Genomic DNA, 22,286 nt, shown 5'->3' with positions numbered 1-22,286 from the left:
GTCCCGCAAGCAAGACGTACGAGCCTACGACTTGGTTGCGGTCCACACGACTGCGGACCGACTGCCGCCTCACAGTTCAAGGCACTGAAAAGTATCAGCGTCCTGCACAGTACCTCCACACGTGAAAGCGCGCATGGCAAGGCGTAGTTGGTGATGAAGAGCACTCCGGAGCACGGGGTGGGGTGACGCCCGCTCAGGAGAATCCGGCGGCAGTCCGTCCGGTTCGTCGAATCGCTTCACCGGCGCCCCGGCCGGTGCTTCGTCCTAGAGCGGGCCGACGACCTTGCGCGGGGTGACCCGGACGACGACGCGTGGGGCGTCGGCGGCGGAGGCCGGGTTGAAGTCCGCGTACCCCTTGCCCGTGTACTTGCGCGAGAGTTCCTCGATCAGCTCCGGGCCGCCGTCCGTGCCGAGCGTGGCCGTTCCGCGCACCTCGGCGTAGGTGTACGGCGCGGTGGGCGGGTTGATCATCACGGTGATCCGCGGGTCGCGGCGCAGGTTCTGCTCCTTCCTGCGGCCCACGGTCGTGGAGATCAGCAGGTCGTCGCCGTCGCGCTTGATCCAGGTCACCGTCAGCTGCGGGCTGCCGTCGGGCTGGAGGGTGGCCACCGTCGCGAAGACGGGGGTGTCGTCGATGAGCTTCTTGAGGTCCTCGGAGAGTTCAGCAGACACGGTGGCGGGCCCTTCCACGTGGACGTCCCGTACCCGCGGCACGGGACTCGACAACGGCTGGCACCGCCTCACGTTAGCCCCACGGCACGGCGTCCCGGGCTCAGGACACGGCGGCCGGGGGCCGAGTGGACGGCCCCCGGCGTCAGCCTCCGTGCGCCGCCGCACCGGCCCTGCTCCGCCGGCCGGTGGAGCGCTTCGCGCCGTTGGGCCACAGGCGGGGCCTCCGTTTCGCCGCGAGGTCCTCGACCCAGCCGACCGCGAGGACCGTCAGGCCGATGAGCGGCCAGACCAGGGCGAACATCCACAGCGTGTACGTGCTGCCGATGGCCTCCACCCCGCGCTCGCTCTGCAGGAACGGGAGCCGGTACAGCAGGTCGACGAGCGGGACCGTCGCCATGATCAGCAGGTTGTGCCACAGGTAGATGGTGACCGCGCGGTTGTTGGAGAGGGTCACCAGCTTGTCCCACTGCGCCAGGCGCCCCGGGAGTTCCCGCCACGACGGGGAGTACTGGAGCAGGATCACCACGAAACCGAACGACCAGGCGGCCTGGGCCAGCGGGATGTCGTTGAGGTCCCAGCCGTCGGGGCCCAGGTGGCCCGACGCCCACCACAGGCCGAAGGCCATCACCAGGGACGCGCAGGAGACCGAGACGTAGCGCGGGATCTGCTTCAGCATGCCCTCGTGGTGGGCGAAGCCCAGCACCCAGCAGCCGCCGTAGACCGCGAAGTCGGTGATCGCGCGGCCCGTTTCGCCGGGGATGGTCACCAGGCCGGTGCCGACGACCGCCGTCAGGCCCAGCGGGGCGAGCAGCGTCGGCCAGGGGGCCCGGCGGAACGCCCACAGCAGCAGCGGTGACGCGAGGACGAACCACAGGTAGGCGCGCAGGTACCAGAGCGGGCCCGCGGCCTGCACCGCCCAGGTGACGTCCAGCAGGCCCGACGGTGAGCCGAGCTCCCAGGGGTAGGGGGGAGCACCGATCGGGACGAGGTAGTTGACCAGTCCGACCAGGCCCCAGGTGCCGTCGTCCTTCGCGGGGTTCCAGCCGTTCACGAACATCATCGTCAGCACGACCGCGGCGAACGCCCACAGCGGCGGCAGGAGACGGCGGATCCGGCTGCGGATCACGCTCGCCGCCGGGCGCTTCAGGGAACGCGCCATCAGCGAACCCGCGAGCGCGAACATCACGCCCATCGACGGGAACAGCACCGTCAGCCAGGCCCAGCCGAACAGGTGGTAGACCACGACGCGGACCAGGGCGATGGAGCGCAGCAGGTCGAGGTACCGGTCGCGGCCCGGTGTCGCGGCGCCGGCGGCCTGGGCCGCGGCGGGCTCCGGTACGGGTGCGGGCTCGGTCGTGTGCTGGGTCATGCCACGGGCCTCCGGTCGTCGCTCTGCGCACGCGGGCCGGGTACGGAGCCGCCGGGCGCCTCGACGACGCCGGTGCGCCGCAGCTTCTGCCAGCGCAGGCGGCCGCCGGTGAGCGCGGTGATCCAGGACTGGAGCAGCACGACGTACATGAGCTGGCGGTAGAGGAGCTGCTGCAGCGGCAGCGAGATCAGATGGGTCATGCGTTCGCGGTCGAGGCGGAAGGCGAAGGCCGCGCAGACCGCCTGGACGGCCAGGACGCCCAGCCACGCCATGATCGTCTTCTGGGTCGGGCCGAAGACGATGCCGTAGAGCAGGAAGACGTCGATCAGGGGGGCCAGCAGCGGGGCCACGATCATGAACAGGGAGACGAAGGGCAGGCCCACCCGGCCGAAGCGGCCGGAGGGACCCTTCTCGATCACGGCGCGGCGGTGCTTCCAGATGGCCTGCATGGTGCCGTACGACCAGCGGTAGCGCTGGGACCACAGCTGCTGGACGGTCTCCGGGGCCTCGGTCCAGGCGCGGGCGTTCTCGGAGTAGACCACGCGCCAGCCGGCCCGGTGCAGCGCCATGGTGACGTCGGTGTCCTCGGCGAGCGTGTCGTCGCTCATGCCGCCGAGCGGTACCAGTGCCGAGCGGCGGAAGGCGCCGACGGCCCCCGGGATGGTCGGCATGCAGCCCAGGATGTCGTACATGCGGCGGTCCAGGTTGAAGCCCATCACGTACTCGATGTGCTGCCAGGCGCCGATGAGGCTGTCCTTGTTGCCGACCTTCGCGTTGCCCGCCACGGCTCCCACCTTCGGGTCGCCGAAGGGCTGGACGAGTTCACGGACGGTGGACGGCTCGAAGACCGTGTCGCCGTCCATCATCACGACGATGTCGTGGCGGGCGTTGGCCAGGCCCCGGTTGAGCGCCGCCGGTTTGCCCGCGTTGAGCTGGCGGATCACCCGGACGTTGGGCAGGCCCATGGCCTCGACGATGCGGGCGGTGCCGTCGCTGGAGCCGTCGTCGATGACCAGGACCTCGATCGGGTGGTCGCTGTCCATCAGGGAACGGACGGTGTTCTCGATGCACTTGGCCTCGTTGTAGGCCGGGACCAGCACCGTCACCGGTTCGGTGACCGCCGGGCCCCAGCTGAAGCCCCGGCGGCGGACCCGGCGGGCGTGGGCGCCGGAGAGGAGGAGCATCAGCACGAAGCGGGCGATGACCAGGGAGCCGACGATCGCCAGGCCCGCCGCCAGGCCGGTGGTGACCTTCTCCGAGGCCTGGACCAGGAAGACCCACGCCTTGCCCTTCCACAGCTCGGGGCCGGTCACCGGGCTCATCGCGCTGGGCGCGTCCAGGGCCTCGGTGAGGTTGTCGAACGCGTAGCCCTGCTCCTTCAGGTCGGGCAGGAACCTGTCCAGTGCCGCGACGGTCTGGCTGCGGTCGCCGCCGGAGTCGTGCATCAGGACGATGGCGCCCTCGCCGTTCTCGGGCGTGGCACGGCGGATGATCTCGTCGACGCCGGGCCGCTGCCAGTCCTCGCTGTCGGTGTTGTTGACGACGGTGATGTAGCCGCGGCTGCCGATGTACTCGGTGACCGGCCAGGACTTGTTGTCCATGGCGGCGGAGAAGGAGGAGTACGGCGGGCGGAAGAGCGAGGTGCGGATGCCGGCCGCGCCGGTGATCGCCATCTGGTTCTGCGACAGCTCCCAGTCGATGCGTTCCTTGGACTGGAGGGAGAGGTCGGGGTGGTTGAAGGTGTGCAGGCCGATCTCGTGGCCCTCGTCGACCATGCGCTGGACGAGGCCCGGGTAGCGGGAGGCCATGGTGCCGGTGACGAAGAAGACCCCGTGCGCGTCGTGCTTCTTCAGCACGTCCAGCACCCTCGGCGTCCAGACCGGGTCCGGGCCGTCGTCGAAGGTGAGGACCAGCCGGCGGTCGGGCACGCTCAGGGTCTCGGTGCGGCCCTCACGGGCGTCGATGACCGGGCCGCCCTCGAGGATCTTGTCCGGCACCTTGTCGGTGGGCGCGGGCGGCTGGACGCGGTGGTCGGCGAGGATCTCGCTGTGCGTGTATCCGCGCAGCATGAGCATCGCCGCCAGGGCGACGAGCACGAGCAGCGGAAGCAGCAGGCGCAGGGGCAGACGGCGGCGGCTGGGCCGGCTGCGACGCCGGGAGCCGCCTCGGTCTCCGGTCGCGGGTCCGGGGCGGCGGGGGTGGGATGCCATCAGAGAACGTGCTCCGGGGACGGTACGGCGTGATCGGTGGACGGGGCCGGCGGTGCGGCAGGGCTCTCGGCGGCCACGGCCGGCCGGTCGGCGGGCGCCTGGGCGCGGTTGTCGACGCCGACGGGTTCCTCGCCGCCGGGGTCCTCCTCGGCGGGGGGCGGGGCCGGAGCGGTGCTGGTGCCGCCCGAGGGGGCCGGCGTGGCGGTGGGCTCCGCGCCGGCCGGGGGCTCGGCCGGGGCGCTCGAGGAGGCGCCGGTGCCCGGCTTCGGGGTGGTCCCGGTCGACGGCGTCGGCGACGGGGCGGCTGGCTCGACGGCTCCGTCCCGGGCGGCGGCCCCGCCGCCCGCGGGGAGGCCGGCCTCGGGCGGGGTGACGGGGTCGGGTGCGCCGGCGGTCGGCTCGGTGCCCGGGTCCGGGGCGGTGACGGTGTCGGGGGACGCGTCCGGTTCGGCGGGCCGGGGCGAGGTCTCGACCTTCTCGGCGGGCTGCCCCTGCTCCTGGTCGGGGACGGGCACCCAGGGGGCGTCGGAGTTGCCGGACAGCAGCGTGGCGACGATGACGACGGCGTACGCCGCGCAGGCCAGACCGACGGCCAGGCCGATACGGCGGTAGCGGCGGCCGCGGCGGCCCGACTCGTCGACGAAGACGGGCCCGTCGGAGGGCTCGTGCACCGCTCCGCCGCCCGACCGGTTCGGCGTGCCGAGCAGCACTCCGTCCCCGATCTGCACGGCGTCGAGCTGGATCGTCACCTCGTGCGGGTCATGGGTCCGCCCGGCGGAGTCGTCGGTGCCGTCGGTGTCGGGTGCGTCGTCCGCGTCAGCCGCGGTGCCGGCGGGTGCGTCGTCCGGTACGTCGTCGGCGGGTGCCGCGGGAGCGGGGAAGGGGACGGGGGGCAGGACGGCCGTCGCCGGGGCGTCCTCCTGCCAGGGGTCGTGCAGCATTCCCTCCGGTCCGCGCTGTACGGGCATCCCGCGCGTGCCGTCCGCGGCCGGCGTGCCGACCGTCGGGCGCGTCACGGCGCTCGTGTCGTACGGATAGGGCCAGTCGTCCCTGGCGGAGGCGTAGGGTCTGGGCTCCGGTTCGGCGGTGTGGCCGGCCGTGCTTCGGGAGAACCAGTTCCCGTGGTCACCCTTGGACGCCGACGCGGTCTCGGACCGATCCGGTTGGGCGTCTTCTCGCCACTTCTCCACGCACTTCCCCCACGAGACTGTTCCGGGGTGCGCTCACGGCCCGAGCAGTCGCCGTCGGATTCGGGCCCCCACCCGCTCCGAGCGCCCCTTTTATCACACTGTGCTCGAGCGTCGAATGTAGCGTACGCGGAGGTCCTGTGTTCCCCCGGTGCCGATTCGTGTCATTCGTGAGACATCAGAGAGAACTCATGACAGCGAGATCACTGTCCGAAACCCACCCCTCCACAGGGGGTCGCAACCAGCCCTCCTCGGCGGCGATACCGGCGGCGGCCCGGCGAAGTCCGTCCAGAGCGGGGTGAGTCCTTCCTTTTCGCCACACCAGCGACACGGGCGACAAGGGAACCGGGTCGACGAGCGGGCGCACCACCATCGCGGTCAGCGCGGGGAAGCCCACCACCGCGAGGACCGGACAGCGTGTTCTGGCCATGATCCGCTCGAACTCCTCGTCCCCGACGGCCAGGGGTTCCGGCGGTGCGAGGGCGATGTCCCGCCCCTCGAACAGCCTCAGGGCGAGGTCGGTCCACTCCGGGGTGCGCGGATTGCCCGCCCCGGCGTACACCGTCTCGCCGGCCATCGCGGCGAGCGGCACCTCCTCCAGTGCGGCCAGTCGGTGGTCCTCGGGCAGTACCACCGCCATCGGCTCGTACCGCACGGGCTGCTGGTCGAGCCCGGCCCGCAGCGCCTCGGGAAGCCCCGCGAACCGTCCGAACGACGCGTCCAGCCGTCCCGCGAGCACCTCGGCCGCGGCCCAGGTCAGGCCGCTCTCGTAGCGGGCCATCAGCTCGTGGCCGGGGGTGAGTTCGCGGGCCCGGTGCAGGACCCGGCGCGGGGTCGGCAGGCCCGGGGAGTTGAGGTCCACCAGCAGCGGCCGGGGCTGTCCGGCGGCCGCGATCAGGTCGTCCTGCGCCTGGAGGGCGCGGCGGGCGTACGGCAGCAGGTGTTCGCCGTCGGCGGTGAGCGTCACCTGGCGGGTGGTCCGTACGAACAGCTCGCTGCCCAACTCCCGCTCCAGCCGCCGCACATCACGGCTGAGCGCCTGCTGGGCGACGTACAGGCGCAGGGCGGCGCGGGTGAAGTGCAGCTCCTCGGCGACGGTGACGAAAGCGCGCAGGAGGCGGGGGTCGAGGTGGGTGGGGGCGGACACCCGGTGAACTTACAACGCCGGTGCGTGAATCGGTACCGATCAGGTGTTGGACCGGTGCCGCGGGGGCGGGCGACGGTGGGGTCATGCCTCAGCCGACCTTCCGCGGCCGCCGTGCGGCCTCCCGGGACGCCCCGTTGTTCACCGTCACGGCCGACACCCTGGTCGCCGTCGACTTCGCGCCGCGCGGGCGGCCGAAGAAGCCGAAGGACCGGGAACACGGCCCGTACCGCCGTCTGTTCGCGCTGCCCGGCGCCCGCGCGTTCACCGTCTGGAACCTCGTCGCCCGGCTGCCGATGGGCATGTTCAGCGTGAGCGCGGTCATGATGATCGCCGGGACCCGGGGGTCGTACGCCCTGGCCGGTGCCGTCGTCGCGACCGGTCTGGCGGCGACCGCGGTGGTCGCCCCGTGGACGGCACGGCTGGTCGACCGGTACGGGCAGGCCCGCGTCGCCCTGCCCGCGACGGTGTCCGCCGTGCTCGGCTCCCTCGCGCTGCTGCTCTGCGTGCGCCACGGCGCCCCCGACTGGACCCTGTTCGCCGCCTACGCCGCCACCGCCACGACGCCCAACACCGGCGGGATGTCCCGGGCCCGCTGGGCCCACCTGCTGACGGGCCGTGCCGACGCCGCCGAAGGGCTGCACACCGCGAACTCCTTCGAACAGGCCGCGGACGAGCTGTGTTTCATGCTCGGCCCGGTGCTCGCGGCCTTCCTCTGCTCGGCGCTCTTCCCGGAGGCGGGCACGCTGGTGGGCGCGGTGCTGCTGCTGACGGGCGTGACGCTGTTCGTCGCCCAGCGCTCCACCGAGCCGCCGGCCGAACGGCGCGCCACGGGCCGGGCTCCCTTCCGGGCTCCCGGGATGCGTCCGCTGCTCGTCGTCTGCCTGGCGACCGGTGCGGTGTTCGGCTCGATGGAGGTCGTCACGATCGCGTTCGCGGACGCGCAGGGGCACCGCCCGGCGGCCGGCGCGGTGCTGGCCCTCCAGGCGGCCGGCTCCTGCGCGGCGGGCCTCGCCTACGGGGCGGTGCGTCCGGCGGGGTCCGCCTGGTCCCGGCTGCCCCTGTGCCTGGCCGCGATGACCGCGCTGATGGTGCTGCCGCTGCTCGCGGCGGCCCTCACCGGCTCGCTCCTGCTGCTGGCGGGGGCGCTGCTGCTGGCCGGGATGGCCACGGCGCCGACGATGGTCACGACGATGACACTGGTCCAGCGCTGCACCCCCGAGGGCCGGCTGAACGAGGGCATGACGCTCGCGGTGACCGGCCTGCTCGGCGGGATCGCCTGCGGCAGCGCGGCCGGCGGCTGGCTCGTGGAACACGCCTCGGCGGCGGCCGGGTACGGGGTTCCGGTGGCGGCGGCCGGGACGGCCCTGCTGACGGCGCTGGCCCTGTTCGGACCGCTGGGCCCCCGCTCGCCGTTCGGGCCGTCGAACCGCTCCGTCGAATCCCGTCCGGCCCATTGACGGCCCCCGGGCCCGCACATACCTTCACCCGTCGAAGCGCTTCGACACTCTTTTCCCTCTCCCACCCCTCCATTCCCCCCTCCGTTCCCCCTCCCGTTCTCTCCCCCCGCGAACCGTGTCAGTGGAGGACCCCCGATGGTGAAGATCACGGATGTGGCCCGGCGCGCCGGGGTCTCCCCCAGCACGGTCTCCTACGCGCTCAGCGGCAAGCGGCCGATCTCCGACGAGACCCGGCGCCGCGTCCGGGCCGCCGTCCGTGAACTGGGCTACCGGGCGCCCGCCCGTGCCCGTGGCACCGCCCGGGGCGGCTCCCGGGTCCTGGCGCTGGCGGTGCCGGTGCGCTCCGGCGTCCACGTACCGGTGGTGACGCAGTTCGCGGTGTCGGTGGTCACCGCCGCCCGCGCCCACGACCACGATGTGCTGCTGCTCACCCAGGAGGAGGGCGAGGAGGGGATCGAGCGGGTCGCGGAGACGGGGGCGGCGGACGCGCTGGTCGTGATGGACGTACAACTCCAGGACCCCCGCCTGCCGTTGCTGCGCTCGCTGCCCCTGCCGTCCGTGCTGATCGGCGTCCCGGCCGAGCCGGACGGGCTGACCTGCGTCGATCTGGACTTCGGTGCGGCGGGCGAGCTGTGCGTGGAGCATCTGGCGCGGCTGGGGCACCGGACGGTGGCGCTGGTCGGCTCGCCGCCGGAGGTGTACGTCCGGCGGACGGCGTTCGCGCGCCGGCTCGTGCAGGGGTTCACGGCCGCCGCCGACCGGCACCGGCTCGCCTCCGCCGTGTACCCGTGCGAGGCGGGCCGGGAGGCGGCCCGCGCGATCGCCGAGCGGCTGCTGCGCGAGCAGCCTTCGCTGACCGGGCTGGTGGTGCACAACGAGCCGTTGCTCGACCCGCTGATCGACGCCTTCGAGCAGCTCGGCCTGCGGACCCCCGAGGACCTCTCCCTGGTCGCCGTCTGCCCGGCACCCGTGGCCGCCTCGGCCCGGGTCCCGGCCACCTCGGTCGCCGTGCCCTCCACCGAACTGGGCACCCGCGCGGTGCACCTGCTGCTACGGAAGCTGTCCAACGCCCCCGTGCCGGAGGCCACCCTGCTCCCGCCCCGCCTGACGGAACGCGCCAGCACCGCACCGCGCGCGGAGGCACGAACGGAACGGTGACGTCAGTGCCGCGGCTCTTCCTCCTCCGCCGCCGCACGCGCCGCCGCCGACGCCTCCCATCGGGCCGCATACCGTACGCACCAGATCGCCACCAGCGAGCCCAGCAGGGCGGGCAGGAACCACACGATCGTCCACGGCCCGCCGAACACCACGCCCACCACCGCCGAGCCGTACACCAGCACGGCCATGGCATACACCGCGGCCGTCTCCACCCTCACCCGCCGCACCGCGGCCCACCACCCCACCATCGCCACCGAGCACTCCCCGTCTCCCGCACACACCCGCCGCGCCGCGCCTCGTGAGCGGCGGCAGGCGTGCGTCGGTCGACATGGATCCGATCACGCGGCACGTGCCCTGAGGAGTGAGACCTTCACGAGTGCACCCGGACAGGGGTGTTGCCGGTCACACCCAGCCGTGGCGTTCGGCGATGCGAAGGGCGTCGACGAGGGTGCGGGCGTGGAGCTTGCCCACGGCGGACGAGAGCCGATTGCGCACCGTGCCCACGCTCAGGAAGAGTTCGGCGGCGATCTCACGGGCGTGGGCGCCGGTCGCCGCCAGCCGCAGCACTTCGGCCTCCCTCTCGGTCAAGGGGGTGAGTTCGGCGGCCCGTCGGTCGCGCATACGGGGATCGACCAGTCGGCCGCCTGCGGCGATACGGCGGATCGCGTCCGCGGTCTCGGCGAGGGTGGCGCTTTTCAGCAGGTAGCCGGAGACCCCCGCGGCGAGCGCCCGGCCCAGATGGCCGGGGCGGTCCAGGGCGGTGAGCATCAGGATGCGGCAGCCCGGCACCTGCGCGGTGAGTGCGGCGGCGACGGCGATGCCGTCCATGACGGGCAGGTCGATGTCGAGGAGCACCACGTCGGGCCGCAGCCGCTCGGCCTCGGCCAGCGCGGCCGGACCGTCACCGGCCTGGCCGGTGACCCGGATCCCCAGCTCCCGCGAGAGCAGCGTCACCAGCCCGGACCGCACCACGGCGTGGTCCTCGACCACCAGCACTTCGATCACCGGCCGATTATCCCTCTGCAAGATCTTTTCTGGCGCGGTCCCGTGTGCCGGACGACAGGCCGGACGGCTGCCTGCGTCCGCGGCGGAAGGCTAGGTGTCCCGCGGCGACTCGGAGAACCGTTCGAACAGCCATGCCCCGGCAAAGATAACCGCCGAGGACATGAACGAGCCCATGGCTTGGAATCTGCCCCACACGGCCCAGCCCACGATCCCCATCAGGAAGGCAACACAGCCCATGACGGCGAGCATGACCGATTTTTTTCTCATTTCACTCATTCGTCTACCGACCGCTTCCTACGGGCATCCCACATCTCCTTGCCGGCACCCACGGATACAGCGACAGCCAGGGCGATCTCGAGCGCGCCGAAAATCGGCGCCCAGCCGTTCCGTCCGAGTCTGTCGATCCCGCTTGTCGCCATGAAGGGAACAAAAAAGAGGAAGAATGTCAGCCTGTACTTGTGCATGAACCTTCCATGTCTGCTTGCGAGGTCACCGGCAACCGGGCTTTCGTGTGCACTTTCTGCAGACCGAACTCCGGCCCGCTTCGTCGACCGCGGCCCCTCAGGGCGCACCTTGGCCTCCACCACGTCGTCCGTCTCACCGAGTTCGACGTCGATGTCGGTCCCCTCGGACAGCGCCTCGACCCGCTGGCCGCTCAGCCGGGCCGCGACCTTCGCGGAGGGGATGTCCACGGCGCCGACCCCTCCACCCCCTGTGGCGACTATGTGAGAATCATAAGGACCAAGATCATCACCGCTCCCCGGCCTCCCCGGGCCACCAGGTGGGGCCACCCGCGAGCGGGGCTGTCAGGGCAGGGGCGAAAAGACGATGCGGAGCGGGGCAGGGCGGAGCCGGGCGGCTCCGCCGGGGGCTCGGGTCGCCTTCGGCACGCTGACCGTGCTGGTGGTCGGATCGCTCGCGCTGACGGCGCTGGACGTCGCCTCGTCGTCGATCGGCAGACGCGCGGTGGCGACCGGGCTCACCGTGCTGGTGCTGATGCCCGCCGTCCTGCTCGGACAGTACGCCCCGCCGCCCTACCGGCTGCCGCACCGCTGGAGGTGGGCCCTGCTGCTGGTGCAGGCCGTGCTCACCTACCTGCCGCTGGTGCTCTTCCACTACCGGTGGCTGTCCCTGCTCGGTTTCCTGGCCGGCGCCGTGCTGCTCACGCTGCCGCCCACCACTTCTCTCCCGGTCGCCCTGCTGGTCGGCGCCAGCGGGCCGTTACTGATCCACACGGGCGTGGTCGTCACCGACCGGGGTTCGCTGAGCGTTCTGCTGAGCACGGCGATCACGGCGAGCACGGTCTTCGCGGTCGCCCACCTCGCTCGGCTCGCCGCCCGGCTGCACGGCAGCAGGGAGCAGACGGCCCTGCTCGCCGAGCAGCGCACCCGAGCCCGGATGCGGCAGGATCTGCACGACCTGGTGGGCACGTCGCTGGTGGTCATCGCGCTGCGGGGGGAGAGCGCCCTGCGGGCGGACGCTCCCGAAGGGTCCGCCCGGGCGGCGCTCACGGAAATGGTGGAGCTCGCCCGGCGGACGCATGAGGACGTGCGGCGTATCAGCGGCCCCGAGGCGGCCTTCTCGCTGGCCGACGAGTTCGCCCACGCCCAGCGGCTGCTCACCGCCGCCGGGATAGCGGTACGCACCTCCCTGCCCCCGCTCGTCGAGCCGGGCGGCGCGGTGGCGGACTGTCTGCGGTCGGTGCTGCACGAGGCGGTGGGCAATGTGCTGGAGCACAGCCGTGCCCGGATCTGCGAGATCGAACTGCGGACCGGGGCCGACGGCATCCGGCTGACCGTCCGCAACGACGGCGTCGCCGCCGACCCGGCGCCGCCCCTCCCCTCGGCGGGCGGACGGCGCCGCGGCACGGGCCTGGCCGGGCTCAGGGGCCGGGCCGTCGCACTGGGCGGCACCCTGCAGGCCGGGCCGAAGGACCAGGAGTTCTCGGTGGCGGCGCTTCTGCCGCTGGGCTGACGCGGCCGCACTGCGACGGCGAAGGGACCGGGCCATGGAAAGGTCGGCCGCGCACGACACAGGCCCCGCCGCTGCTGCGACGGGGCCTGTGCCCACATGGGAATTGTGGAGATGGCGGGAATCGAACCCGCGTCCAACGGTGCGGAATCAGGGCTTCTCCGTGTGCAGTCCGCTGTGCTTTTCTCAGCCCCGGAGATCACGCGGACAAGTCTCCGACGGGCTCAGTCACTGTTTGATTTCCCTCTTCACCCCGTGACCGGGATCAAGGTTTAGTCCCCTGAATGATGCCAGGATCCGGGTCGGGAACACCCCCGGGCTGACACTCCCTCTAGTAGGAGAGCTGCTGCTCGCTACCTGAGATCAGGCAGCGAGGGCGAGCTCGCCCTGGGAGATGGATCGCTTGGAATTGGCGATTATTTTTTCGGCCTGTGGTTTACGAGATCATGGCCGCTTCCTCGACACGCTTCCCCTGCTTCGACAGCCGCTGTCGAAACCGATCATCCCCATGTTTTTTTCTCAAGGTGCGCACCCGCTGTGGGGTGCTGTCGCCATCGTACGTGACCAACGCGGGTCGGTGCCAGCGTATTCCCGTGCGACGGGTCCGGACGGGTCCGGAGCCCTCCTCGCCCACGCCCGTCCGCCGTGGACGGGCGGGCTACGCCCGCTGCTTGCGGCGGACCGCCGAGATCGCCCGGTCGGTCTCGCGGCGGTCCTGCTTCTCGCGGAGCGTCTGACGCTTGTCGTACTCCTTCTTGCCCTTCGCCAGCGCGATCTCCACCTTCGCGCGGCCGTCCTTGAAGTACAGGGCGAGCGGCACGATGGTGTGTCCCGTCTCCTGGGACTTGGACTCCAGCTTGTCGATCTCCGCGCGGTGCAGCAGCAGCTTGCGCTTGCGCCGCGCGCTGTGGTTGGTCCAGGTGCCCTGGCTGTACTCGGGGACGTGCACGTTGTGCAGCCACGCCTCGTTGCCGTCGAGCTGGACGAAGCCGTCCACCAGCGAGGCCCTGCCCTGACGCAGCGACTTCACCTCGGTCCCGGTGAGGACCAGACCGGCCTCGTAGGTGTCGATGATGAGGTAGTCGTGCCGCGCCTTCTTGTTCTGCGCGATCAGCTTGCGCCCTTTTTCCTTAGCCATAGTGCGGCCCATTTTCGCACTACGGAGCAGGTTTGTGGAAAGCCGTTTCCCGCGCGGCTACCGGCCGAGCCCGGCGAGGACCGTTCCCGCCCGCCGGAGCGCCTGCGTCTCGGCCTCCAGGTCGGGGGTGATGCCGTGCCCGTCGACCCCCCGGCCGGACGGGGTGCGGTAGTGGCCGACGGTCAGTTCGGCGACCGAGCCGTCGGGCAGCCGGCCGGGCATCTGCACGGAGCCCTTGCCGAAGGTGCGGGCGCCCACCACGACCGCCCGGCCCCGGTCCTGGAGGGCGCCGGTGAGCAGTTCGGCCGCGCTCATCGTCCCGCCGTCGACGAGCACGACCAGGGGTCTGCCGGTGTCGCCGCCGGGCTCGGCGTGCAGGGCGCGCTGCTCGCCCTCGACGTCGTACGTGGCGACCAGGCCGCCGTCGAGGAAGGCGGAGGCCGCGGTGACGGCCTCGGTGACCAGGCCGCCGGAGTTGCCGCGCAGGTCGAGGACGAGGCCGGCGTCGGCCGGTGCCTCCTCGACGACGGTCCGTACCTGGTCGCCGGAGCCCTTGGTGAAGGCGCCGACCTTGATGACGGTGATCCGGCCGGGGAGTTCGTCGACGGTGACGGTGTCGCGGGAGAGCCGGGTCCGGCGCAGGGTCTCGCTCCAGGTGCGCGTGCCGCGCTCCAGGCCGAGGCGGACGGTGGTGCCGGCGGACTCGGCCGCGTCGCCACCCCGCAGTAAGGAGACGACCTCGGTGACGGGCCGCCCGTCGACCCGCTCGCCGTCGACGCTGCGCAGCCGGTCGCCCGCGCGGATACCGGCCTCGGCCGCGGGGGTGCCGCTGCCCACCCCGGTCACCTCGATCCGGCCGGACCGTTCCCGGGCCCACAGGCCGACACCGGTGTACCGGCCGTCGAGGGCGTCCTCGAACTCCTCGTACTCGCCCGGGGAGTAGACGGCGCCCCACCGGTCCCCACTGCGGCTGACGGCGCGCTCGGCGGCCTCCACGGGGGACGTGCCGGCCGCCATGGCCTCCTCGGCCGCCTCGGCGACCTCCGCGTGGCGTCCGGTGGGGGCGGCCGCCTGGGTGGGGCGCGCTGCGGGTTTCCGGTCGGTCGCGGGCAGGCTGCCGGTGGCCGCGCCGGCCACGAGCACGCTCGCGAACACCAACGTCAGGGCGGATCCGCGGCGGAAGCGGCGGGGCTGGCAGAACAGGGCACGACCTGACATGCCGGCGAGTCTAGGACAACGCGAAGGGGCGCACCGCGCGTTGGCCGCACGCCCCTCGTGGCAAAGGTCACTCGGTCTCTTGCGAAGAGGTCCGACGTTCACACCGAAGCAGGAAAGCCGTCAAACCTTCAGGTACTTGCGCAACGCGAAGAAAGCGGCCAGGGCGGGCATCAGCAGGCTCGTGGCGAGGATCAGCGGAAGCTTCGTCAGTACCGCGTCCCAGCCGATGAAGTTGATCAGATTCAGCTTCTCCGACAGCGCCAGTCCGTTGTCGATGATGAAGTACCGGCCGACCAGCAGGAATCCGCAGGCGAGGGTGCCGCCGATGAGTCCGGCGACCGCGGCCTCGGCGATGAACGGCGCCTGGATGTAGAAGCCCGAGGCGCCGACCAGGCGCATGATCCCGGTCTCCCGGCGCCGGCTGAACGCCGAGACGCGCACCGTGTTGACGATCAGCATCAGGGCGACGACCAGCATGAGCGCCATCACCGCGCGGGCGGCCCAGTTCATGCCGTTCAGCAGCCCGAAGAGGTTGTCCAGGATGCCCTTCTGGTCCTGCACGGACTGCACGCCGTCCCGGCCGTCGAAGGCGGTCGCGACGACCTGGTACTTCTCCGGGTCCTTCAGCTTGATGCGGTACGACTCCTGCATCTGGTCCGGGGTGAGGGAGCTGGCCAGCGGGGAGTCGCCGAACTGCTCCTTGTAGTGCTTGTACGCCGCGTCCTGGGACTCGTAGGTGACCGAGTCGACGACCGACATCTTCTCCAGGTCGCCCTTGATCTGCCCCTTCTGGTCCTCGGTCACCGCGCCCTTGGCGCAGTTGGGGTCGGACTCGGCGTCGCTCTTGTTGCACAGGAAGACGGAGACGTTGACCTTGTCGTACCAGTAGCCCTTCATGCTGGTGACCTGGTCGCTCATCAGGAGCGACCCGCCGAACAGGGCGAGCGACAGGGCGACGGAGACGACGACGGCGAAGGTCATCGTCAGATTGCGGCGGAGACCGACACCGATCTCCGACAGAACGAACTGGGCGCGCATGGCGTGGGTTTAAGCCTTTCCGTTCCTCGTCAGTGCTGGTAGCCGTAGACGCCGCGTGCCTGGTCGCGGACGAGGCGGCCCTTCTCCAGCTCGATGACGCGCTTGCGCATCTGGTCCACGATGTTCTGGTCGTGCGTCGCCATCACCACGGTGGTGCCCGTCCGGTTGATGCGGTCGAGCAGCTTCATGATGCCCACCGAGGTCTGCGGGTCGAGGTTGCCGGTGGGCTCGTCGCAGATGAGCAGCTTGGGCCGGTTGACGAAGGCCCGCGCGATGGCGACGCGCTGCTGCTCACCGCCGGAGAGCTCACCGGGCATCCGTTCCTCCTTGCCGCCGAGTCCGACGAGGTCGAGCACCTGCGGCACGGACTTGCGGATCTCGCCCCGGGACTTGCCGATGACCTCCTGCGCGAAGGCCACGTTCTCGGCGACCGTCTTGTTGGGCAGCAGGCGGAAGTCCTGGAACACCGTCCCCAGCTGGCGCCGGACCTGCGGCACCTTCCAGTTGGAGACGCGCGCGAGGTCCTTGCCCAGGACGTGCACCTGACCCTGGCTGGCCCGCTCCTCGCGGAGGATCAGTCGCAGGAAGGTGGACTTGCCGGAGCCCGAGGACCCCACGAGGAACACGAACTCGCCCTTCTCGACCTCCAGGGTGACATCCCGGAGGGCTGGACGGTTCTGCTTGGGGTAGGCCTTGGAGACGTTGTCGAATCGGATCACGGGTGCACCACGGGTCGCCGGGGGTAGATGTGCGTGACCTTACGCGAAGCGGAAGCCCGGCCGCAGTCACCGGAGTGGGTTGCGTGACACTTGCGCGCTTTATGCCGGATGTGCGGCGAGCCCGCCGGCCCGGGAGCGGGGGCGGGGCGGGGGCGGGCAGGATACGGGGGCCGCGCCGATTCCCGGGGAACCTGGCACAGTGGTGGGGGGAACATTCACACCCCCGCGGGCGTTGTACTGACTGAGACCGGTGCGAGAAGGGAGAGCGGATGACGTACGACCGGCTGGTGTGCGCCAACTGCGCCGCACCCGTGAGCGAGGGCCGGTGCCCGGTGTGCCGTGCGAGCCGCGAGCGGATGCAGCAGGTGAACTTCTTCGCGGGCCTGAACCCCATGACGCTGATCGCCCTGCTGGCGATCCTGGTCGCGGCGGTGGCACTGCTCGCCCACCAGACCGTCTGACCGTCACGGATCCGCCGTCCGGCATACCCGGCACGTCCGGCACGGAGAACCCCGAGCACGCCCGAGGGGCCCGGAGCGCAGTTGCGCTCCGGGCCCCTCGGTCTGTGTCTGCGTCCCTGCCCTGCGTACGGTGTGTACGCGCGGCGTCACCGTCAGGCGGTGGCGCCGCCGCGGCCGGTCATGAGGCGCGGCAGCACACGGAAGCCGATGCCGCCGGCGATCATCGTGGCGGCACCGAGCACCAGGAAGGTCATCTCGGCGGCGCCGGTCTCGGCGAGCTCCTGGCCGTTGCCCTGGGCCGACGTGGCGGGCTCTTCGCCCGTGTCGGTGAGGGCCGAGGAGCCCTGCTCCTGGGTGGAGACGTCGGAGCCACCGGCGGGGTTGGCGGCGTTGCCGCCACCGCCGTTGCCCTTGTCGTCGCCGTTCCCGTTGTCACCGTTGCCCGGGGCACCCGGGGTGCTCGGGGTGCTCGGGTCCGTCGTGGGGTCCTCGGTGGGGTCGGTGGACGGCTCCTCGGTCGGCTCCTCAGTCGGCTCCGTCGGCTCCTCAGTCGGCGCCGTCGGCTCCTCGGTCGGCTCCGTCGGGAGCTCGGTCGGCGGGGTCTCCGGCGGGGTGGGCTCCTCGTCGTCGGCGTCCTCGTCCCCGACGTTCACGTTGACGCCGACGTTGGCGCCCTGGCTCCCGACACCGGCGTTCACGCCTATGCCGAGGGCGGAGGCCGCGCCGGCGGCGGTCAGCGAGGCGCCGCCCGCGATCACGGCAGCGGCCGCGATCCGTGCGACACGGATACGCGTCTTCTTGGTCATCTGGTTGCTACCCCCAGTAGCTCATCGTCAGTGAGGCGGCGCTCGGGGCCGTGATCAACGGGGTAACTGCGATGAAACGCGCCCCGGTTCACATGCGCCCCAGAGATACGCATGCCGCGCCTCACCCTTCCCACTTTTCAAATGAACGTCAAGGCCGTTGCGTACGCGATGTCCAGGTACGCGCGTTTTGCCGAACATCGAAGCCGTGAGTGTGACGTAAAACCCCGACATCCCCGGTACGCGAAAGGCAACTGCCGCCCCGAGGGCGGCAGTTGCCTTGTCGACAAAGCGCTTGTCAGCGCGGAGGTCACTTCTCCCGCTGCTTGCGCCAGCGAATTCCGGCCTCCAGGAAGCCGTCGATCTCACCGTTGAACACGGCCTCGGGGTTGCCGACCTCCTGCTCCGTGCGCAGGTCCTTGACCATCTGGTAGGGGTGCAGCACGTACGAACGCATCTGGTTTCCCCAGGAGTTGCCACCGTCGCCCTTGAGGGCGTCCATCTTGGCCTGCTCCTCCTGGCGGCGCCGCTCCAGCAGCTTGGCCTGGAGGACGTTCATCGCGGTGGCGCGGTTCTGGATCTGGGAGCGCTCGTTCTGGCAGGAGACCACGATGCCGGTCGGGATGTGCGTGATGCGCACCGCGGAGTCGGTGGTGTTGACTCCCTGGCCGCCGGGGCCCGAGGAACGGTAGACGTCGACGCGCAGCTCGCTCTCGTCGATGTCGACGTGGTCGGCCTTCTCGACGACGGGGAGCACCTCGACGCCCGCGAACGAGGTCTGGCGACGGCCCTGGTTGTCGAAGGGCGAGATGCGCACCAGGCGGTGCGTGCCCTGCTCGACCGAGAGGGTGCCGTAGGCGTAGGGCGCCTGCACGGCGAAGGTGGTCGACTTGATGCCGGCCTCCTCCGCGTACGAGGTCTCGTAGACCTCGGTCTTGTAGCCGTGCTGCTCGGCCCAGCGCAGGTACATCCGCTGGAGCTTCTCCGCGAAGTCGGCGGCGTCGACGCCACCGGCCTCCGCCCGGATGTTGACGAGCGCCTCACGGGCGTCGTACTCGCCGGACAGGAGGGTGCGGACCTCCATCTCGTCGAGCGCCTTGCGGACGCCCGTGAGCTCGGCCTCGGCCTCGGCGCGGGTGTCCGGGTCGTCCTCCTCCTCGGCCATCTCGAAGAGAATGGCGAGATCGTCGATCCGCCCGCGCAGCGTCTCCGCCTTCCTGACCTCGGCCTGGAGGTGGGAGAGCTTACTGGTGATCTTCTGCGCCGCCTCCGGGTCGTCCCACAGGGAGGGCGCGGCCGCCTGCTCCTCGAGCACGGCGACGTCTGCCCTCATCTTGTCGAGGTCCAGAACGGCCTCGATCGACTCCATGGTCGAGGAGAGGGACTTGAGCTCTTCGGATACATCGACGACTGCCACACCCCCAGCGTAACGGCTCGCTCGAGCCGCCCCTACCGAACACCGGGCCGGAATCCCCACCGGTGACGTCGGCGCTGGTCACGTGTGGGGCGGGTGCGGCTCAGGGGACGGCCGGGGCCGAGTTGCCGGTGCCGTTGCCGCCGCCCGGGGAGGTTGTTCCCGGCTCGTCGTCCGAGGTGGCCAGCCAGGCGCCGGCGCCCACCGCGGCCAGCAGGGTCACCGTCAGCGCGGCCAGGGTCAGCCGGCGCCGGCGGGCCAGCACGCGGTTGCGGGCCGAACCGGGACGGCGGGCGCCGCTCGCGCGGGGCGCGCGGGCCGTGCCGCGGGCGCCGCCGGCCAGCTCGTCGGGGGTCGGCACCCGCATCGAGGTGTGGGTGTCCCGGTTGGAGTCGGCCGGCCTCGCACCCGGCACCAGCGGGACCGCGCCGCGCCGCCGCACGGGCACCCCGGTGCCCGGTGCCGGGCCGGAGACCGGGATGTTCCCTCGCTCCGGCCTCTCCGGCTCCACCGGATCGTTGTCCGGCTCGTCCACGTCCAGCGGCGGCATCCCCGCCAGCATCGGCAGCAGCTCCCGCAGCCGGGTCCCCAGTTCCGAGGCCCGCAGCCGCGAGGCCGGCGCCTTGGCCAGGCACTGCACGAGCAGCTGCCACAGTTCGTCGGGGATGCCGGGGAGCGGGACCACCGACTCGGTGACGTGGCGGCGCAGCACCGCCCCGGGGTGTCCGCCGCCGAACGGCGTGAAGCCCGCGAGCAGCTCGTACAGGACCGTGGCGAGCGCGTAGATGTCGACCGACGCGCGCGGCGGCAGGCCTTCCACGATCTCCGGCGCCAGGTAGTCCGGCGTTCCGATGATCTTCGTGGCCCGGGTGCGGCGCGGGGTGTCGATGAGTTTGGCCACGCCGAAGTCGGTCAGCAGGGCACGGTGCGAGCCGCCGGGACCGAGCGGGCCCTGCATGTCCAGCAGGATGTTCTCCGGTTTGACGTCCCGGTGCACGACCCCCGCCGCGTGCGCCGCCGCCAGGCCGTCCGCGATGTCGGCGACGATCGCCACCGCGGCCTCCGGGGCGAGCCTGCGCTCCCGGTCGAGCCGGGTGCGCAGATCCGTGCCGCGGACCAGGTCCATGACCAGGGCGAGGTCGTTGCCGTCGACCACCAGGTCGCGCACCGAGACGATGTGCGGGTGCTCCAGGCCGAGCAGTGCCGTCCGCTCCCCCACAAAACGTCCCACGAGTTCCTGGTCGGAGGAGAGGTCCTCGCGCAGCAGCTTGATGGCGACGGGTCCTCGCGGCCCCTCGCCGAGCCACACCGTGCCGGCGCTGCCCCGGCCCAGGATCTGGTGGGCGGTGTACCGGCTGCCGATCTTCCGTGCCAAGACTGCTCCTACCGACGCGTGTTGTCGCCAAAGCTACGCGCCTCGAAAGCCGACGTTCACCGGGGACGCCGAATTCACCCGCCGGGTGTCGACAAATCGGCAGACAGGCCGGAACCGCCCCCGGAGGGGCGGTCGGCTCTCGTGCCCGGGGCGCTACGGCGCCCCGGGTCCGCCCAGGTCCTGGACCCATTCCGTCGCCGTGCCGAACCAGTCGGTGAGCTGGTCCCAGTAGCCCTTGCCACTGCCGATCCAGTCCTGCAGCGGGCTCAGCTCCCAGATCAGCCAGCTCGCGACGAACAGGATGAGGATCGTGAACAGGCAGCCCTTCAGGCAGCCGAGGCCGGGGATGCGCATCGGGTTGGCGCTGCGCTGCCGCTGCCGCGGCTCGCGCGCGGGACGCCGCGGCTCCGGCGGCGGGGTGTAGCGCTGCGGCTCCGGCTGCCGCGGCCGCTGCGGCGGTGGCGGGGCGTACTGCTGCGGCTGCTGGTACGGCTGCGGCTGCTGTCCGTGGCCGGGGGCGGACCGGCGCTGCTGCGGCTGCTGCGACGGCTGGGGCTGCTGCGCGGGCTGCGGTGGCCGGGCGACCTGCCGCTGGGGGCGGCGGCGCAGTGGGTCCTCGCCCGGGTCGAGGTACTGGACCTGTGTCTGCTCGTTGCGGTCGCGGGCCGCGCGCAGCTGGTTCTGCCAGGGGTGCGGGTCGTCGGGGCCACCCTGTCCCTGACCGCCCTGGCCGGGCGGGCCCGGTGGCACCGGGGGCATGACGGCGGTCGGGTCGGCGGCACCGGAGGGCCCGCCGGTGTGGGCACCGGCGTGCGGCAGGACGCTGGTCGCGCCGTTGGGGTCGTACGCGCCCCCGGTGTGCGGCAGTACCTGCGTCGGGTCGGCGGCACCGGGCGCGGCCGGTGTGCCGGGCACGGGGGCGGGCGCCGGGTCGGGCGCGAGGAGCACGCCGACGTTCTCCGCGGCGGCGATCTGCGCGGAGTTCGCGTGCACACCGGTTCCGTCGGCGACGACCCGCAGGCCGTGCGCGAGGTTCTCGGCGCTGGGCCGGCGCTCGGGATCCTTGCTGAGGCAGCGCTCGATGACCGTCCACAGCGGGTCCGGGACCGTGGAGGGGCGGCGCGGTTCGGCGCTCAGGTGCTGGTGCAGCACCTCCAGGGCGGAGCCGCCGGAGAACGGCGGGCGGCCGGTGACCAGCTCGTACAGCAGGATGCCGGCACCGTAGATGTCGACGGCGGAGGTCTGCGGGCGGCCCTCGGCGGACTCGGGCGCGATGTACGCGGGCGTGCCGACGAACTCGTGGGTGCGGGTCAGGCCCGGGGAGTCGGCCAGCCGGGCGATGCCGAAGTCGGTCAGCATCGGGTGCAGCGCGCCGCCGTCCTGCCTGAGCAGGACGTTGGCGGGCTTCAGGTCGCGGTGCACCACGCCGTCGGCGTGGCTGACGGCGAGCGCGTCGGAGATCTGGGCGGTCAGCAGCGCGGCGGCGACGGGGGTGAACGGGCCGTTCTCCCGCAGGTAGCGGTGCAGGTCGGGGCCCTGGACGAGGTCCATGACCAGAGCCAGCAGGTCGCCCTCGACGACCAGGTCGCGGACCCGGACGATGTTGGGGTGGGTCAGCCTGAGCAGGACGGAGCGCTCCCGCAGGAACCGCGTCACGATGTCCGCGTCGCTCGCGAGCTCCTCCTTGAGGACCTTGATCGCGACGGTCTCACCCGGCTGGCCGGGCACCGCCGCCTCGGCCCCCGCGGTCTGCCTCTGGCGGCCCCGCCAGACGGTGCCCGTGGCACCGCGTCCGATCTGCTCCTCGAGCAGGTACTTGCTCCCTACCGGCCGCACGTCATGCGCTCCCTGCTGCTTGCCTGGCTGGCGTACACCGTGGTTCGTCGTACCGCGGAACGAAAATGCTCCGCTCCACTGTAGTGCCGCCCCACGCATCACCGGCCT

Annotated in this window: 21 protein-coding genes and 1 other RNA gene; 4 read left to right on the top strand and 18 right to left on the bottom strand. The window is 71.9% G+C overall.

The annotated features are described in order from the left end of the window. Positions 1-264 precede the first annotated feature (264 nt). From ACTWJ9_RS20400 to ACTWJ9_RS20380, 5 genes are all read right to left on the bottom strand, one after another. Entirely contained in the window at positions 265-672 is a 408-nt protein-coding gene (locus ACTWJ9_RS20400; protein WP_279335676.1) for a PPOX class F420-dependent oxidoreductase, read from the bottom strand. A 142-nt stretch (positions 673-814) separates the two neighbouring features. Further along, positions 815-2,041, bottom strand: coding sequence for an acyltransferase family protein (locus ACTWJ9_RS20395; RefSeq protein ID WP_443294551.1), 1,227 nt, complete (start codon positions 2,039-2,041; stop codon positions 815-817). Next, a complete protein-coding gene (locus ACTWJ9_RS20390) occupies positions 2,038-4,251 on the bottom strand; it encodes a glycosyltransferase (protein WP_279335674.1) in 2,214 nt (737 codons plus the stop codon). The genes ACTWJ9_RS20395 and ACTWJ9_RS20390 overlap by 4 nt, the downstream gene beginning before the upstream one ends. Next, entirely contained in the window at positions 4,251-5,267 is a 1,017-nt protein-coding gene (locus tag ACTWJ9_RS20385; protein WP_279335673.1) for a hypothetical protein, read from the bottom strand. The genes ACTWJ9_RS20390 and ACTWJ9_RS20385 overlap by 1 nt, the downstream gene beginning before the upstream one ends. Before the next feature lie 349 nt (positions 5,268-5,616). After that, positions 5,617-6,585, bottom strand: a complete 969-nt coding sequence (locus ACTWJ9_RS20380) for a LysR family transcriptional regulator (protein ID WP_279335672.1) — start codon at positions 6,583-6,585, stop codon at positions 5,617-5,619. Between the two features lie 83 nt (positions 6,586-6,668). On the opposite strand from ACTWJ9_RS20380, the gene ACTWJ9_RS20375 reads away from it, so the two are divergent. Together ACTWJ9_RS20375 and ACTWJ9_RS20370 are read left to right on the top strand one after the other, a co-directional pair. Next, positions 6,669-8,042 (top strand): MFS transporter, encoded by a 1,374-nt coding sequence (locus ACTWJ9_RS20375; protein ID WP_387039062.1) that lies wholly within the window; start codon positions 6,669-6,671, stop codon positions 8,040-8,042. Positions 8,043-8,177: 135 nt separating this feature from the next. Continuing rightward, positions 8,178-9,200, top strand: coding sequence for a LacI family DNA-binding transcriptional regulator (locus ACTWJ9_RS20370; protein WP_387039065.1), 1,023 nt, complete (start codon positions 8,178-8,180; stop codon positions 9,198-9,200). Between the two features lie 2 nt (positions 9,201-9,202). Here the strand turns inward: ACTWJ9_RS20370 and ACTWJ9_RS20365 are convergent, their stop codons facing one another. From ACTWJ9_RS20365 to ACTWJ9_RS20350, 4 genes are all read right to left on the bottom strand, one after another. Beyond that, complete coding sequence (locus tag ACTWJ9_RS20365) at positions 9,203-9,448, bottom strand: hypothetical protein (RefSeq protein WP_387039078.1); 246 nt, start codon at positions 9,446-9,448, stop codon at positions 9,203-9,205. 154 nt (positions 9,449-9,602) lie between these two features. After that, complete coding sequence (locus tag ACTWJ9_RS20360) at positions 9,603-10,205, bottom strand: response regulator transcription factor (RefSeq protein ID WP_443294550.1); 603 nt, start codon at positions 10,203-10,205, stop codon at positions 9,603-9,605. A gap of 90 nt (positions 10,206-10,295) precedes the next feature. Beyond that, the gene (locus tag ACTWJ9_RS20355) at positions 10,296-10,481 is read right to left on the bottom strand and encodes a hypothetical protein (protein WP_443294549.1); all 186 of its coding nucleotides are present in this window, start codon (positions 10,479-10,481) and stop codon (positions 10,296-10,298) included. Further along, entirely contained in the window at positions 10,478-10,897 is a 420-nt protein-coding gene (locus ACTWJ9_RS20350) for a hypothetical protein (RefSeq protein WP_443294548.1), read from the bottom strand. Before ACTWJ9_RS20350 ends, ACTWJ9_RS20355 begins: the two co-directional genes overlap by 4 nt. Before the next feature lie 136 nt (positions 10,898-11,033). Here ACTWJ9_RS20350 and ACTWJ9_RS20345 point away from each other — a divergent pair, with 136 nt between their 5' ends. Further along, positions 11,034-12,179: a sensor histidine kinase gene (locus tag ACTWJ9_RS20345; protein ID WP_443294547.1), complete on the top strand. Its 1,146-nt coding sequence runs from the start codon at positions 11,034-11,036 to the stop codon at positions 12,177-12,179. 103 nt (positions 12,180-12,282) lie between these two features. Here the strand turns inward: ACTWJ9_RS20345 and ssrA are convergent. The 5 genes from ssrA to ftsE form a co-directional block, all read right to left on the bottom strand. Next, positions 12,283-12,684: a transfer-messenger RNA gene (ssrA, locus tag ACTWJ9_RS20340) on the bottom strand. Between the two features lie 150 nt (positions 12,685-12,834). Next, entirely contained in the window at positions 12,835-13,314 is a 480-nt protein-coding gene (gene smpB / locus ACTWJ9_RS20335) for an SsrA-binding protein SmpB (RefSeq protein WP_279335665.1), read from the bottom strand. A gap of 57 nt (positions 13,315-13,371) precedes the next feature. Next, positions 13,372-14,532, bottom strand: a complete 1,161-nt coding sequence (locus ACTWJ9_RS20330) for a S41 family peptidase (RefSeq protein WP_279335664.1) — start codon at positions 14,530-14,532, stop codon at positions 13,372-13,374. 120 nt (positions 14,533-14,652) lie between these two features. Beyond that, a complete protein-coding gene (ftsX, locus tag ACTWJ9_RS20325; protein WP_279335663.1) occupies positions 14,653-15,570 on the bottom strand; it encodes a permease-like cell division protein FtsX in 918 nt (305 codons plus the stop codon). Between the two features lie 29 nt (positions 15,571-15,599). After that, the gene (gene ftsE / locus ACTWJ9_RS20320; protein WP_279335662.1) at positions 15,600-16,289 is read right to left on the bottom strand and encodes a cell division ATP-binding protein FtsE; all 690 of its coding nucleotides are present in this window, start codon (positions 16,287-16,289) and stop codon (positions 15,600-15,602) included. 269 nt (positions 16,290-16,558) lie between these two features. On the opposite strand from ftsE, the gene ACTWJ9_RS20315 reads away from it, so the two are divergent. After that, a complete protein-coding gene (locus tag ACTWJ9_RS20315; RefSeq protein ID WP_279335661.1) occupies positions 16,559-16,750 on the top strand; it encodes a hypothetical protein in 192 nt (63 codons plus the stop codon). 152 nt (positions 16,751-16,902) lie between these two features. Here ACTWJ9_RS20315 and ACTWJ9_RS20310 read toward each other — a convergent pair whose 3' ends face one another. The 4 genes from ACTWJ9_RS20310 to ACTWJ9_RS20295 all read right to left on the bottom strand — a co-directional run bounded on the left by ACTWJ9_RS20310 (position 16,903) and on the right by ACTWJ9_RS20295 (position 22,178). Then, complete coding sequence (locus tag ACTWJ9_RS20310) at positions 16,903-17,556, bottom strand: hypothetical protein (RefSeq protein WP_279335660.1); 654 nt, start codon at positions 17,554-17,556, stop codon at positions 16,903-16,905. Between the two features lie 307 nt (positions 17,557-17,863). After that, complete coding sequence (prfB, locus tag ACTWJ9_RS20305; RefSeq protein ID WP_279335659.1) at positions 17,864-18,970, bottom strand: peptide chain release factor 2; 1,107 nt, start codon at positions 18,968-18,970, stop codon at positions 17,864-17,866. A gap of 100 nt (positions 18,971-19,070) precedes the next feature. Next, a complete protein-coding gene (locus ACTWJ9_RS20300; protein ID WP_279335658.1) occupies positions 19,071-20,342 on the bottom strand; it encodes a serine/threonine-protein kinase in 1,272 nt (423 codons plus the stop codon). Between the two features lie 153 nt (positions 20,343-20,495). After that, positions 20,496-22,178, bottom strand: a complete 1,683-nt coding sequence (locus ACTWJ9_RS20295; protein ID WP_387039137.1) for a serine/threonine-protein kinase — start codon at positions 22,176-22,178, stop codon at positions 20,496-20,498. Positions 22,179-22,286: the final 108 nt, after the last annotated feature.

Origin of the sequence: Streptomyces sp. GDS52 (assembly GCF_052246875.1) — a bacterium.
Taxonomy (GTDB): Bacteria; Actinomycetota; Actinomycetes; order Streptomycetales; family Streptomycetaceae; genus Streptomyces; species Streptomyces cathayae.
Note: the sequence above shows the minus strand (reverse complement) of the source record. Positions and strands in the feature narration are given on the sequence as shown.

Bases quoted from the DNA above. Each gene is read 5' to 3' on its own strand.
- ftsX (WP_279335663.1), bottom strand. From the start codon at position 15,570: ATGCGCGCCCAGTTCGTTCTGTCGGAGATCGGTGTCGGTCTCCGCCGC.
- ACTWJ9_RS20370 (WP_387039065.1), top strand. From the start codon at position 8,178: ATGGTGAAGATCACGGATGTGGCCCGGCGCGCCGGGGTCTCCCCCAGC.
- ACTWJ9_RS20395 (WP_443294551.1), bottom strand. From the start codon at position 2,041: ATGACCCAGCACACGACCGAGCCCGCACCCGTACCGGAGCCCGCCGCG.
- ACTWJ9_RS20365 (WP_387039078.1), bottom strand. From the start codon at position 9,448: ATGGTGGGGTGGTGGGCCGCGGTGCGGCGGGTGAGGGTGGAGACGGCC.
- ACTWJ9_RS20330 (WP_279335664.1), bottom strand. From the start codon at position 14,532: ATGTCAGGTCGTGCCCTGTTCTGCCAGCCCCGCCGCTTCCGCCGCGGA.
- ACTWJ9_RS20390 (WP_279335674.1), bottom strand. From the start codon at position 4,251: ATGGCATCCCACCCCCGCCGCCCCGGACCCGCGACCGGAGACCGAGGC.
- ACTWJ9_RS20315 (WP_279335661.1), top strand. From the start codon at position 16,559: ATGACGTACGACCGGCTGGTGTGCGCCAACTGCGCCGCACCCGTGAGC.
- ACTWJ9_RS20310 (WP_279335660.1), bottom strand. From the start codon at position 17,556: ATGACCAAGAAGACGCGTATCCGTGTCGCACGGATCGCGGCCGCTGCC.
- ACTWJ9_RS20375 (WP_387039062.1), top strand. From the start codon at position 6,669: ATGCCTCAGCCGACCTTCCGCGGCCGCCGTGCGGCCTCCCGGGACGCC.
- smpB (WP_279335665.1), bottom strand. From the start codon at position 13,314: ATGGCTAAGGAAAAAGGGCGCAAGCTGATCGCGCAGAACAAGAAGGCG.
- ACTWJ9_RS20355 (WP_443294549.1), bottom strand. From the start codon at position 10,481: ATGAGTGAAATGAGAAAAAAATCGGTCATGCTCGCCGTCATGGGCTGT.
- ACTWJ9_RS20345 (WP_443294547.1), top strand. From the start codon at position 11,034: ATGCGGAGCGGGGCAGGGCGGAGCCGGGCGGCTCCGCCGGGGGCTCGG.